Source organism: Lysobacter sp. HDW10 (genome assembly GCF_011300685.1).
Lineage (GTDB): Bacteria > Pseudomonadota > Gammaproteobacteria > Xanthomonadales > Xanthomonadaceae > Solilutibacter.
The window spans coordinates 1,735,170-1,747,233 of the sequence record NZ_CP049864.1 but is presented as its reverse complement, the minus strand read 5'-3'; the positions used below and the strand labels follow the sequence as shown (position 1 = coordinate 1,747,233).

The following is a 12,064-nucleotide window of genomic DNA, read 5'->3' as shown; positions in this document are numbered from 1 at the left end:
ATTACTCCGACTTGGACGGCTTCTTGCCGACGTTGTGTTTGGGTTGTTTGGGTTTAGCTGCGCCTTTGGGCGCTTGGGGTGCATACCCCAGCGCTGCCCAATTGGGCGCAAGTTTGGCTTTATCAATGTTGTCGTGCTGCACTTCAAAATCACCCGCGCCTTCCACTTCGAACAGAAGGGTTTCGCCGGTGACGGAAATAATTCGGCCGGTAAAGCGACGGCGACCGTCTTGCGGAAGCTTTAACCCGACCTTCGCACTCTCGCCCACGAAGCGCGCAAAATGCGCCGGCGTGAACAGGGGGCGTTCAAGGCCTGGGGACGACACTTCAAGGGTGTAGTTCCCGGTAATCGGGTCTTCGACGTCCAATTGTGCCGAAACCTCGCGGCTGACGGCTTCACATTCTTCAATGCCGACGCCCTTGCCTTCAGCAACGCCTTTCGCATCGGCATCGATATAGAGGCGCACCAGCGACCCGCCGGGCTGCGGCAGGTACTCGATGCCCAACAGTTCCAGACCCAATGCTTCCACCGTGGGTGCGAGCAATGTCTGCAACTGATCCGATCGTGTCATGGTTTCGAATCCTCAAAAAACAAAAAAGGCCCCGATGGGCCCGCTCCAAGAAACTGGATTTCGGTGGTATGCCTAGCACAGGCATACCGGATTCACCCGAGGATTGTAACAAACGCCAAAATCCCGGGCAAGCGCGCCCAACGCGTCGCTGATAAAGCAACGGCAACCCTGAGGTTGCCGTGCCAAATGCTGCATGTTTGGTAGCGGGGGTAGGATTTGAACCTACGACCTTCGGGTTATGAGCCCGACGAGCTGCCAGACTGCTCCACCCCGCAGCAAGTTGGAGACTTTAACATCCAATCCAAAATCGCGCAAGCGTATGAATGCGCGCAACGATTATGCAAAGGCACCTACACACCACGCCATGATCGGCTGGTAGAAAACGCTCGCTACCAACAGACCAACGCAATTGATCGCAATGATCACGCCATAAGCGGGCGAAGGTGTGATCTTCATTTCAGGCGCGCCTTCTGCACTGTCAAACATCATGACTTTGATGACGCGCAAGTAATAGAACGCACCGACAACCGCCATCACGACACCGACCAGAGCCAGCCACATGAATCCACCATTGATGGCCGCTTGAAGCACGGACAACTTGATGAAGAAGCCAACGAACGGCGGGATGCCTGCCAAGGAGGCCATCACGCACAGCATCATGAAGGCAGTAAACGGCGAACGATGCAGCAAGCCACGGTAGTCGTCGATCTTGTCCGCTTCGAAGCCATCACGTGCAAGCAAGGCGATCAAGCCGAAAGACGCGGTCGTCATCAGTGCATAGAACACCGTGTAAATCAGCGCTGAGCTGTACCCTTCCGAACCGCCACCCGCGACCGCAGTGAGGACATAACCCATATGCGAGATCGTCGAGTAGGCCAACATACGACGCAAGTTCGTCTGCATGATGGCGAACAAGTTACCGACAATCAGTGACAATGCCGCCAGGCCCGCGACCATCACATGCCATTGGTTGCCCATCGAGCCGAGACCCGTTTCGAGCAAGCGCCATAGCATCGCCAATGCCGCAATCTTCGGCGCGGAACCGATGAACAAAGTGATCGGCGTCGGTGCGGATTCGTAGACGTCCGGCAACCACATATGGAACGGTGCGGCACCGAACTTAAAGGCAATACCCGCAATCGACAATGCAGCGCCGGCCAAAAGCAGGCCCGGCTGGCTGTTGCTACCAGCGACGGCGTAAATCTCCGCCAAGTTGAGCGAATGCGCAGCACCATAGATGAGCGACATACCGAACAACAACATACCCGACGCCAGCGCACCCAGCACGAAGTACTTCATCGCGCCTTCCGCGGCCACGGCATTGTCACGGTCCGATGCAACCAATGCATAGGAACTCAGCGCGAGCATTTCCAAGCCAAGGTAGATCATCACCAAGCTACCGGCCGACACCATCAGCATCATGCCGAGTGTCGCAAGCAACATCAGGATTGAAATTTCACCCTGATACAGACCACGCGCTTTGAGGTAAGGCCACGCGTAAACAAATGCCAGTGCGCTCACGCAGCAGATCACGGTTTTCATGACATCCGCTGCGTTGTCGCGAATGAACATATCGTTCAACACGATGCCCTGCCCGCCGACGCCACACAAAACCAGACCGGCGACGACCAAGAGGACGATCAATCCCAGCCAGTGCGCGAGCCCTTGACGCTTGGGTCCAAGGAAGACGTCCAGCATCAGTAAGACGAATGCAGCGCCTGCCAAAACCAATTCTGGCAACAGCGGCATCAGTTCAGCGGGATTCAAGGTTGTAAGGTTTGTTTGCATCATTACGGTCCGGGAATCTTGCTGCTCGAGATCAGCGTCACGAGATGTTCAATGGCGGGCTGCATCAGGTCGGTCAGCGGCTTTGGCCAGATGCCCAAAATCAGCACACCCGCCGCAAATGCGACCAGCACCGTGACTTCGCGTGCGTTGATGTCTTTCAGTGCAGCGACGTTGGCGTTACCGATTTCACCCCAGATCACGCGTTTCACGAGCCACAGCGTGTAACCCGCACCGATGATCAAGGTCAGCGCCGCACCCAAGCCGATCAGCGGGTTGTGTTGGAAGCTGGCCAGAATGACCATGAACTCGCCAACGAAACCACTCGTGCCCGGCAAGCCGGAGTTCGCCATCGCGAACAGCACAACAAGGCCCGCAAACCACGGCATGGTGTTAGCCACCCCACCGTAGTCGCGAATCATTCGACTGTGCACACGGTCATACAGGACGCCGACACACGAGAACATCGCGCCTGACACGAAGCCGTGGGAAATCATTTGAACCATGGCGCCTTGCACGGCAAGTTGTGCACCCGCGACATTGGATTGATCGCGAATCATGCTGAGCGCAATGAAGGTACCGAGCGTCACGAAACCCATGTGGGAGATCGACGAATAAGCAATGAGCTTCTTCATATCGTCTTGCACCAATGCCACCAAGCCGACGTAGATGACTGCGATCAAGGACAACGCAATGACCAACCAAGCCCACTCATGGCTCGCATCCGGCGTAATCGGCAGACTGAAACGTAGGAAGCCGTAGCCGCCGATCTTCAGCATGATGGCCGCAAGCACCACGGAACCACCGGTCGGCGCTTCAACGTGCGCGTCCGGAAGCCATGTGTGCACTGGGAACATCGGCACTTTGACGGCGAAGGCTGCCAAGAAGCCAAAGAACAACCACGTTTGTTCCGTCGCCGTCAGCGGCAATGCGTACATGTCTTGCAACTGCCAGCTACCGCCCTTGATGTAGAGGTAGATCAAGGCCAACAGCATGAACAATGAGCCAAGGAAGGTGTACAGGAAGAACTTGATCGACGCATACACGCGACGCGGTCCACCCCAGATACCGATGATGATGAACATCGGGATCAACATGCCTTCGAAGAAGACGTAGAACAAGATGGCATCGAGCGCACTGAATACGCCGATCATGAGGCCTTCAAGAATCAAGAACAGTCCGTAGTACTGATTGACCTTCTTGTCGACCGAACCCCACGCACCGATCAACACCAGCAACGACGTGATCGTGGTCAGAATGATCAGGGCAATTGAAATGCCATCGACACCTAAGTGGTATTGAATGTTCCAGGCATCAATCCAGGCACGCTGCTCGATGAACTGCATGCCGCCAAGGCCCTGCGCATAACCGACATAGAGCGGCAAGCTGAGCGCAAGCGTCGTAGCTGCCACCAAGATCGCGCACCAACGCGCAGCGTTCGCGCGCGCGCCAAAGGCAAACACTGCGAAGCCACCGAGAATCGGCAACCAAATAAGCAAACTAAGAAGCGGCATATTCATCATGCGGCCTCCTTGATCAACCAAGCAAACAGGAGAATGAGGCCCACAATCATGGCAAACGCATATTGATAGAGATAACCGGTTGATCCGCGACGGATAAGGGTGGCCAAGTCTTTGACATCACGCGCAGCACCATTCACGCCGTGCTCGTCGATGACTTGACTGTCGAACCAACGCGAGACTCTGCCGAGCCAGACACTGCCGCCAGCAAAACCATTGATCCATAGTTTGTCGAAGCCGTATTTCTCTTCGAGGATTCGAATCGGAAGTGCGAACACCTTGGCAGCCTTCGCAGGCAGTTCCGGCTTCCACACATACATCAACGTGGCGAGCAGGAAACCGCCTAGCGCCAAGAAGAACGGCATTGCGGTAAATCCATGCAGAGCCATCGCAACAGCACCGTGAAACTCTTCGCCCAACTTCGCCATCGCGCCCTCGGCCGGCATACGAATGATGCCTTCAAAGAAGGACGGACCAGTGTGCTGACCACTCAAACCCGTGCCATACAACATCGGGCCAACCGTGAAGAAACCGACGATGATCGAAGGAATGGCCAACAAAATGAGCGGCAACGTGACGACCCAAGGTGATTCGTGCGGTTCGTGCGCGCCGTGATGGTCATCATGATGCGCAGCATCCGAATGCGCGTGATGGTCGTCATGCGAATCGCGGAAGCGCTCCTTGCCGAAGAAGGTCATGTAGAGCAAACGGAAGCTGTAGAACGACGTGACGAATGCGCCAAGCAAAACCGCCCAATAACCGTAGAGCGCAATGCCACCGCCATTGACGTGTGCATGCTCCGCGGCGGCTTCAATGATCGTGTCTTTCGAATAGAAACCGCTGAAGAACGGCGTACCGACCAGTGCCAGCGTGCCGATCAAAGAGGTCCAGTACGTGATGGGCATGTACTTACGGAGACCGCCCATCTTGCGCATGTCTTGTTCGTGGTGCATGCCGATGATCACGCTACCTGCCGCCAAGAACAACAGCGCCTTGAAGAAGGCGTGGGTCATCAAATGGAACACAGCTGCCGAATAGGCGCTGACACCCAAGGCCACCGTCATGTAACCCAACTGCGACAAGGTCGAATAAGCGACGACGCGCTTGATGTCGTTTTGAACGATACCGATCAAACCCGTCCAGAACGCAGTGGTCGCGCCGATGAAGAGTACAAAGTTCAGTGCTGTCTGCGACAACTCGAACAGCGGCGACATGCGCGCCACCATGAAGATGCCTGCCGTGACCATCGTCGCGGCGTGGATCAATGCAGAGATCGGAGTCGGACCTTCCATCGAGTCCGGCAACCACACGTGCAAGGGCACTTGTGCCGATTTACCCATTGCACCGATGAAGAGACAAATACAGACCACGGTGGCCATCGACCATGGGTGACCGGCAAAAATCTCCACCTGGCTCGTCAGCATCCCGGACTTCGCAAAGGCCTGTGCGTAATCGAGCGTGCCCAACCAATACAGGACACCCGCGATACCCAGCAAGAACCCGAAGTCACCCACACGGTTGACCAAGAAGGCCTTGAGGTTGGCGAACACAGCGGTCGGCTTCTTGAACCAGAAACCGATCAGCAAGTAAGACACCAAGCCCACGGCTTCCCAGCCGAAGAAGAGCTGCAGGAAGTTGTTGCTCATCACGAGCATCAACATCGAGAACGTAAACAGCGAGATATAGCTGAAGAAGCGTTGATAGCCCGCGTCTTCGTGCATGTAACCGATCGTGTAGATGTGGACCAACAGCGACACAAAGGTGACGACGACCATCATCATCGCCGTCAGGTTGTCGACCAAGAAGCCGACGTGTGCGCTAATGCCACCAATGTCGAACCAGGTGTAGAGGTTCTGGTTGAACACTGCGGCGCCGTGCTGCAACTGCCACAAGACAGAAATAGACAAGGCACAGCTCAGTGCAACGCCCGCAATGGTCGCCACATGCGCGCCTGTGCGTCCGACGAACTTTCCGAAAAGGCCGGCGATGATCGAACCCAACAATGGCGCCAGAACAATGGCGACCAGAACCGGTTGCGACAACGTGATTTCAGTACCCGTCATGTTCAGCCCTTCAAGGTATCGAGTTCAGCCACGTTGATCGTGCGGCGATTACGGAACAAGGTCACAAGGATGGCGAGGCCGATAGCCGTTTCCGCCGCTGCAACCGTCAAAATGAAAAACACGAACCCTTGCCCTGCGGCATCGTTCATATAACGCGAAAATGCGACGAAATTGATGTTGACCGACAGCAGCATCAACTCGATCGACATCAGCAAAATGATGACGTTTTTACGGTTGAGGATGATGCCACCCACGCTGATGCAAAACAGCACGGCGGCCAATGTCAGATAATGGCCCAAGCCTAGTGCGGTCATGGCGCACCCTCCTCTGTCGATGCATCTTCTGAAATCACACGCTTCTCGCTGGCCTGCATCTTGATCATGCGAACGCGGTCTTCTGCTTTCACGCGCACTTGATCAGACGGCACTTGGTGCTTGATGCCCGGACGACGACGCAGCGTCAACATCACGGCAGCGACGACCGCCATCGTCAAAATAACCGCCGCTACTTCGAACGGCAGCAGGAAATCAGTGAACAGCGTGCGGGCAAGCCAAACTGCGTTCGGCATGTCTGTTGCGACTTCTTTGAACGGCACCAGGTTTGAACGCACGCCAATCAAGGTCAGCATTTCGGCGAGCATGATCAAAGCCACGGCCAATCCGACAGGCAAGAACTTGACGAATCCCTCGCGCAAGGGCGCGACATTCAAATCCAACATCATGACCACGAACAAGAACAACACCATCACGGCACCGACGTAGACAACGATCAGCGCAACACCGAGGAATTCGGCCCCCGCAATGATCCAGGTGCAAGCGACCGAGAAGAACGTCAAGACGAGCAGCAAGGCAGCTACAACCGGATTGCGCACCGAAATAACGCCGAGCGCGGCGGCTGCAGCTAACACTGCAAATGCATAAAAAGCGATGAGCGTAAAGTCCATGCGTTCCTCAGCGATAAGGCGCGTCAATGGCGCGACGTTCTGCGATTTCCGCTTCGAGGCGGTCACCGATGGCGAGCAATGTCGGTTTGGTCAAGATGTTTTGACCGCGTTTGTCGAAGTGATACTCGAACACGTGTGTTTCGACGATCGAATCCACCGGGCAGCTTTCTTCGCAGAATCCGCAGAAGATGCACTTGAACAAATCGATGTCATATCGCGTGGTGCGACGTGTGCCGTCTTCGCGCGGCGCAGAGTCAATCGTGATTGCAAGTGCGGGGCATACCGCTTCACACAATTTGCAGGCAATGCAGCGCTCTTCGCCATTGGGGTAACGGCGCAAAGCATGGATGCCACGGAAACGCGGTGACTGCGGCGTCTTTTCCATCGGGTACATCACCGTGTACTTCGGACGGAACAGATACTTAAGCGTCAGCCACAAGCCCTTGAAGAGCTCGATGAGAAATAGACTTTTCAGCGTGAAAATGATTCGGTTCATGTCAGTCTCACTTGAACGGCACAAACACGTTGAAGTACGCCATCAGTGCAGTGACGAAAATCCAAACCAAGGCAACCGGAATAAACACTTTCCAGCCCAAACGCATGATTTGGTCGTAGCGGTAACGTGGGAATGAAGCACGGAACCAAATGAAGCAACTCATGAAGAAGAACGCCTTCACAAACAACCACGGCGCGCCGCCCATCCAAATCCAGTCGACCAGCCAATGCACCTGACCCGCATACAAGCCTTGGAACGGACTCAGCCAGCCCCCGAGGAAGAACAATGCGGTCAGGAAGCTCACGAGAATCATGTTGGCGTATTCGGCCAAGAAGAACAGCGCGAACTGTGCACCGGAATATTCGACCATGTGACCGGCAACGATTTCCGACTCGCCTTCCACAACGTCGAACGGTGCGCGGTTGGTTTCGGCAACGCCAGATACGAAATACACGATGAAGAGCGGCAACAACGGCAACCAGAACCAATCAAACGGACCCTTGCTGCCGGATTGCGCCATGACGATATCCGTCAGGTTCAAGCTGCCTGCGGCAATCAACACGCCGACAAGTGCAAAACCCATGGCAATTTCATAGCTGACCACTTGCGCGGCCGAACGCATTGCGCCCAAGAATGCATATTTCGAGTTAGAAGCCCAACCGGCCAAGATCGTGCCGTACACGCCTAACGAGGTCATGGCGAGCAAATACATCAGGCCTGCATTGACGTTGGCCAATACGAGCTTGGTATCGAATGGCACCACAGCCCATGCCGCGAACGCAGGTGCGAGGCCAATCAGTGGCGCCAATACAAACAAGAATCGATTGGATTTTGCCGGGCTCAAGACTTCCTTGAACAGAAGTTTGAAAACATCGGCGAATGCCTGAAACACGCCCATGCCGACATACATCGGCCCGTGGCGCACATGCATCCAGCCAATGAGCTTGCGCTCCCAAACGACATACATTGCCACGCCAATAATCACAGGCACGGCAATCAACAGGATCTTCAGCACGATCCAAGCGATCAAACCAACAGTGCCGAAGGACAAGAACAAGTCCCGGATCGGGTCGATGAACTGCATCATGCGGCACCTACCTCTGCATGCGACGTCGCCAAGGGTGTCGTGGCGCCATAGCCGCGTTCAACCCATGCGACACCTTGCGCAACGGCTGCATCCAGACGCACAGGCAGTGCGGCCGTGCCAGCGCCGGTCCTCAGCTTTGCAATCGCGCCTTCCACCAAACCTGCGGCGGCTGCCGTCACTGGATTCATCGTCACTTCGGCTTCGCGTGTCAGCGGATGGGCTTGCAATGCTTGCGCACGGCGGGTGACGGCATCGACGCGGTAAATCGCATCTGTTGTCGCCACTTCAAGGCCCCCTTGACCGTTCGACAAAGCGCCACCTGAATTGAGCGAAGTCGCACGTGTTTCAAAGCCTGCGCGCAAACCCGCCAAGTCGTTGAACGTGAAACCCTGCCAACCCAAACCACCGCCCAAGGCGCGCAATACACGCCAGCCTTCGCGCGCGAGGCCAGGCAACTTGCCGGACGGCTCTGTGCCTTGCACATCGCCTTGCAAGTTGGTCAACGTAGCTTCGAGCTCCGGCAACAACGCGATTGGCAGAATCACATCAGCAGCTGCGCGCGTTGACGCACAGGCGTAATGACTAAACGAAATCACTTTCGCGGGGCCGAGCGCCCTACCCGCCAAACCAGGATCTGCAAAATCCAGACCGGGCTCGATGCCGTAAATGACATACGCCTTTCGCGGCTCCAACAACATTTGCAGCGCGTCTTTGCCTGAAGGCAACACACCCGCACGGGCCAGACCGACCGCGTTTGCGCCCTGCGGAACGCGACACAGCTTGGCATGTGTACGCGTAGCGAATGCGCGCGCTGCAGCGCGCAACTCACTGGCGTAGGCGCTGCTTTCAGCCACATGACCCAGGAGAACAACCGGCATATTGGCGGCTTCAATATTCAAGCCTGACAAGACTGCGGCCATTCGAGAGGGCGCAACAATCGACTTCTGTGCAACTTCGAAGGTGAATTCAAAGTCCACCGGATTCACAACATGGACTTTGGCGCCGCGCGCAACCGCCTTGCGGATACGTTGGTGCAGCAGCGGTAGTTCATGCCGAATATTCGAACCCACGATCACGATGTGGTCTGCGGATTCAAAGTCTGCAATCGACATACCGAACGCTTCTGCTTGTGCACCGTCTCCGAGATCACGCGCTTGAATGCGGTGGTCAAGGTGGCCGGTGCCGAGCGCATTCGCCATGCGAACGAGCAGCTCGCCTTCTTCATTGCTGGTCGACGGATGCGCAAGCACACCCAGATCGTCGCCCGCATGTTTTTCAAGAATCGCAGCCGCTGCTTCGAAGGCCTGATCCCAGCTGACGTCGCGCCATTCGCCATTGGCGTCTTTCACCATGGGTGACGTCGCGCGATCTTCGGCGTACAGACCCTGATGCGAGTAGCGATCGCGGTCTGAAAGCCAGCATTCGTTGACCAGTTCGTTGTCACGCGGTACAGCACGCAACACTTCGCCACGCTTGGCATGCAAGAACAAATTGCTGCCCATGGCATCGTGATAACCGATGGACGCACGCGCCACCAATTCCCACGGACGCGCACGGAATTGGAACACCTTGTTGGTGAGCGCACCGACCGGACACACGTCGATCACGTTGCCGGAAAGTTCGGTGGTCAAAGGCTTGCCGTCATAGGTGCCGATTTGCAAGTTCTCGCCGCGTTGCATGCCACCGAGTTCGTAGGTGCCGGCGATGTCAGCGGTGAAACGGATACACCGCGTGCATTGGATACAACGCGTCATTTCCGTGGCGACCAACGGGCCCATGTCTTCGTCGGCAACGACACGCTTGCGTTCCGAATAGCGGCTGACCGAACGGCCATAGCCGACCGAAACGTCTTGCAGCTCACACTCACCGCCCTGATCGCAAATCGGGCAATCCAGCGGGTGATTGATCAGCAAAAACTCCATCACGTCACGCTGGAACTTCAAAGCGCGATCATTGCGGGTAAAGATTTTCATGCCGTCTGCGACCGGCGTGGCACACGCAGGCGACGGTTTCGGTGCCATGCGTCCACCCATTTCGGTGTCGACCATGCACATACGGCAGTTCGCCGCGATCGGCAATTTTTCGTGGTAGCAGAAACGCGGCACAGGAATGCCGGCCTTATCCGCTGCCATGATGATCATCGAGCCCTTGGGCGCGGCCAACTCTTGGCCATCGATGAACACGGTGACGTGGTCAGGTGGCAAGTTCGGATTCACGGGTGACGGAGGCGTGCTCATGCGGCCACCTGCGCTTTGATCAAAGTACCTGCGCGTTCGTCATCGACGTAGAAACGCTTGTTCACAATCGCGTATTCGAATTCATGCCAGAAGTGACGCAAGAATCCCTGCACCGGCCAGGCAGCGGCTTCACCAAATGCGCAAATGGTGTGTCCTTCGATTTGACCTGCGGATGCCTTCAACATTTGCAAGTCATCCATCGTGGCCTCGTGATTGACCATGCGAGACAGCAAGCGGTACATCCAACCCGTTCCTTCGCGACACGGGGTGCATTGACCACAGCTTTCTTTGAAGTAGAAGCGTGCAATGCGATGGCAAGCGCGCACCATACATGTCGTTTCGTCCATCACGATGACGGCACCCGAACCCAAACCCGAACCCGCTTTTTGCAGCGCGTCGTAGTCCATGGTGATATCCATCATGGTGTCGGCCGGCAAGACCGGCATCGATGAACCGCCCGGAATCACGCCCTTCAACTTGTGACCATTGCGCACGCCGCCGGCCATGTTCAACAAGTCTGCAAACGTGGTGCCCAAACGAATTTCGAAGTTGCCCGGGGCGTTCACATGACCCGACACCGAGAAGATCTTCGGCCCGCCGTTGTTTGGCTTACCCAAGTTGGCAAACCATTCGGCACCATTGCGAATAATCGCCGGCACCGATGCATAGGTTTCAGTGTTATTGATCGTGGTCGGTTTGCCGTACAAGCCAAAGCCCGCGGGGAACGGCGGTTTGAAACGCGGTTGACCCTTCTTACCTTCCAACGATTCCATCAATGCGGTTTCTTCGCCGCAAATATAGGCGCCGGCACCCAAGACACCGTAGATGTCGATGTCGATACCGCTGCCCAAAATGTTCTTGCCCAACCAGCCATTCTTATAGGCTTCCGCCAAGGCTTCTTCAAAATGCTCGAAGGGCTCGTGGTGAAACTCGCCGCGCAAGTAGTTGTAGCCCACAGTGCAACCCGTTGCATAACACGCAATGGCCATACCTTCGATGACGGCATGCGGGTTGTAGCGCAGGATATCGCGGTCTTTCGCGGTGCCGGGTTCGGATTCATCCGAGTTGCACAGCATGTATTTCTGGCCTTCGCCCTTCGGCATAAAGCTCCACTTCAGACCGGTCGGGAAGCCAGCGCCGCCGCGGCCGCGAAGACCCGACTGCTTGACCATCTCAACGACGTCAGACGGCACCATCTTGTCTTCGAGCACTTTGCGCAATGCGCTATAGCCGCCCGTTTTTAAATAGTTCTCATACGCCCACGGTTTGTCGAAATGCAAAGTGGTTCGTACGACGTTGTGCTCTTCAGGTGCCGGACCGACCGGGCCGTAACCTTCGGAATAGTGACTTGCGTGCGCCATG

Annotated in this window: 10 protein-coding genes and 1 tRNA gene; all 11 read right to left on the bottom strand. The window is 56.1% G+C overall.

Annotation, left to right across the window (positions count from 1 at the left end):
* Window position 1: 1 nt before the first annotated feature.
* The gene (gene rimP, locus G7069_RS08480; RefSeq protein WP_166296435.1) at window positions 2-571 is read right to left on the bottom strand and encodes a ribosome maturation factor RimP; all 570 of its coding nucleotides are present in this window, start codon (window positions 569-571) and stop codon (window positions 2-4) included.
* A gap of 198 nt (window positions 572-769) precedes the next feature.
* Window positions 770-846, bottom strand: a tRNA-Met gene (locus G7069_RS08475).
* Window positions 847-907: 61 nt separating this feature from the next.
* On the bottom strand, window positions 908-2,362 hold the full coding sequence (nuoN, locus tag G7069_RS08470) for an NADH-quinone oxidoreductase subunit NuoN (protein WP_240912539.1): 1,455 nt from the start codon (window positions 2,360-2,362) through the stop codon (window positions 908-910).
* Window positions 2,362-3,879 carry an NADH-quinone oxidoreductase subunit M gene (locus G7069_RS08465; RefSeq protein WP_166296429.1) on the bottom strand — a complete coding sequence of 506 codons (1,518 nt, stop codon included), beginning with the start codon at window positions 3,877-3,879 and terminating at the stop codon, window positions 2,362-2,364. The genes nuoN and G7069_RS08465 overlap by 1 nt, the downstream gene beginning before the upstream one ends.
* Entirely contained in the window at window positions 3,876-5,939 is a 2,064-nt protein-coding gene (gene nuoL, locus G7069_RS08460; RefSeq protein ID WP_166296426.1) for an NADH-quinone oxidoreductase subunit L, read from the bottom strand. The genes G7069_RS08465 and nuoL overlap by 4 nt, the downstream gene beginning before the upstream one ends.
* A gap of 2 nt (window positions 5,940-5,941) precedes the next feature.
* Window positions 5,942-6,253: an NADH-quinone oxidoreductase subunit NuoK gene (nuoK, locus tag G7069_RS08455; protein WP_166296423.1), complete on the bottom strand. Its 312-nt coding sequence runs from the start codon at window positions 6,251-6,253 to the stop codon at window positions 5,942-5,944.
* Window positions 6,250-6,882 (bottom strand): NADH-quinone oxidoreductase subunit J, encoded by a 633-nt coding sequence (locus G7069_RS08450; protein ID WP_166296420.1) that lies wholly within the window; start codon window positions 6,880-6,882, stop codon window positions 6,250-6,252. The genes nuoK and G7069_RS08450 overlap by 4 nt, the downstream gene beginning before the upstream one ends.
* 7 nt (window positions 6,883-6,889) lie before the next feature.
* Window positions 6,890-7,378: an NADH-quinone oxidoreductase subunit NuoI gene (nuoI, locus tag G7069_RS08445; RefSeq protein WP_166296417.1), complete on the bottom strand. Its 489-nt coding sequence runs from the start codon at window positions 7,376-7,378 to the stop codon at window positions 6,890-6,892.
* Between the two features lie 7 nt (window positions 7,379-7,385).
* Window positions 7,386-8,465, bottom strand: coding sequence for an NADH-quinone oxidoreductase subunit NuoH (nuoH, locus tag G7069_RS08440; RefSeq protein WP_166296414.1), 1,080 nt, complete (start codon window positions 8,463-8,465; stop codon window positions 7,386-7,388).
* Window positions 8,462-10,702: an NADH-quinone oxidoreductase subunit NuoG gene (gene nuoG / locus G7069_RS08435; RefSeq protein WP_166296411.1), complete on the bottom strand. Its 2,241-nt coding sequence runs from the start codon at window positions 10,700-10,702 to the stop codon at window positions 8,462-8,464. The genes nuoH and nuoG overlap by 4 nt, the downstream gene beginning before the upstream one ends.
* Window positions 10,699-12,063 (bottom strand): NADH-quinone oxidoreductase subunit NuoF, encoded by a 1,365-nt coding sequence (nuoF, locus tag G7069_RS08430; protein ID WP_166296408.1) that lies wholly within the window; start codon window positions 12,061-12,063, stop codon window positions 10,699-10,701. Before nuoF ends, nuoG begins: the two co-directional genes overlap by 4 nt.
* Window position 12,064 lies beyond the last annotated feature (1 nt).

Coding starts and splice junctions, on each gene's coding strand:
- nuoH (WP_166296414.1), bottom strand. CDS start 8,465: ATGATGCAGTTCATCGACCCGATCCGGGACTTGTTCTTGTCCTTCGGC.
- nuoN (WP_240912539.1), bottom strand. CDS start 2,362: ATGATGCAAACAAACCTTACAACCTTGAATCCCGCTGAACTGATGCCG.
- nuoK (WP_166296423.1), bottom strand. CDS start 6,253: ATGACCGCACTAGGCTTGGGCCATTATCTGACATTGGCCGCCGTGCTG.
- nuoG (WP_166296411.1), bottom strand. CDS start 10,702: ATGAGCACGCCTCCGTCACCCGTGAATCCGAACTTGCCACCTGACCAC.
- rimP (WP_166296435.1), bottom strand. CDS start 571: ATGACACGATCGGATCAGTTGCAGACATTGCTCGCACCCACGGTGGAA.
- nuoI (WP_166296417.1), bottom strand. CDS start 7,378: ATGAACCGAATCATTTTCACGCTGAAAAGTCTATTTCTCATCGAGCTC.
- nuoL (WP_166296426.1), bottom strand. CDS start 5,939: ATGACGGGTACTGAAATCACGTTGTCGCAACCGGTTCTGGTCGCCATT.
- G7069_RS08450 (WP_166296420.1), bottom strand. CDS start 6,882: ATGGACTTTACGCTCATCGCTTTTTATGCATTTGCAGTGTTAGCTGCA.
- G7069_RS08465 (WP_166296429.1), bottom strand. CDS start 3,879: ATGATGAATATGCCGCTTCTTAGTTTGCTTATTTGGTTGCCGATTCTC.
- nuoF (WP_166296408.1), bottom strand. CDS start 12,063: ATGGCGCACGCAAGTCACTATTCCGAAGGTTACGGCCCGGTCGGTCCG.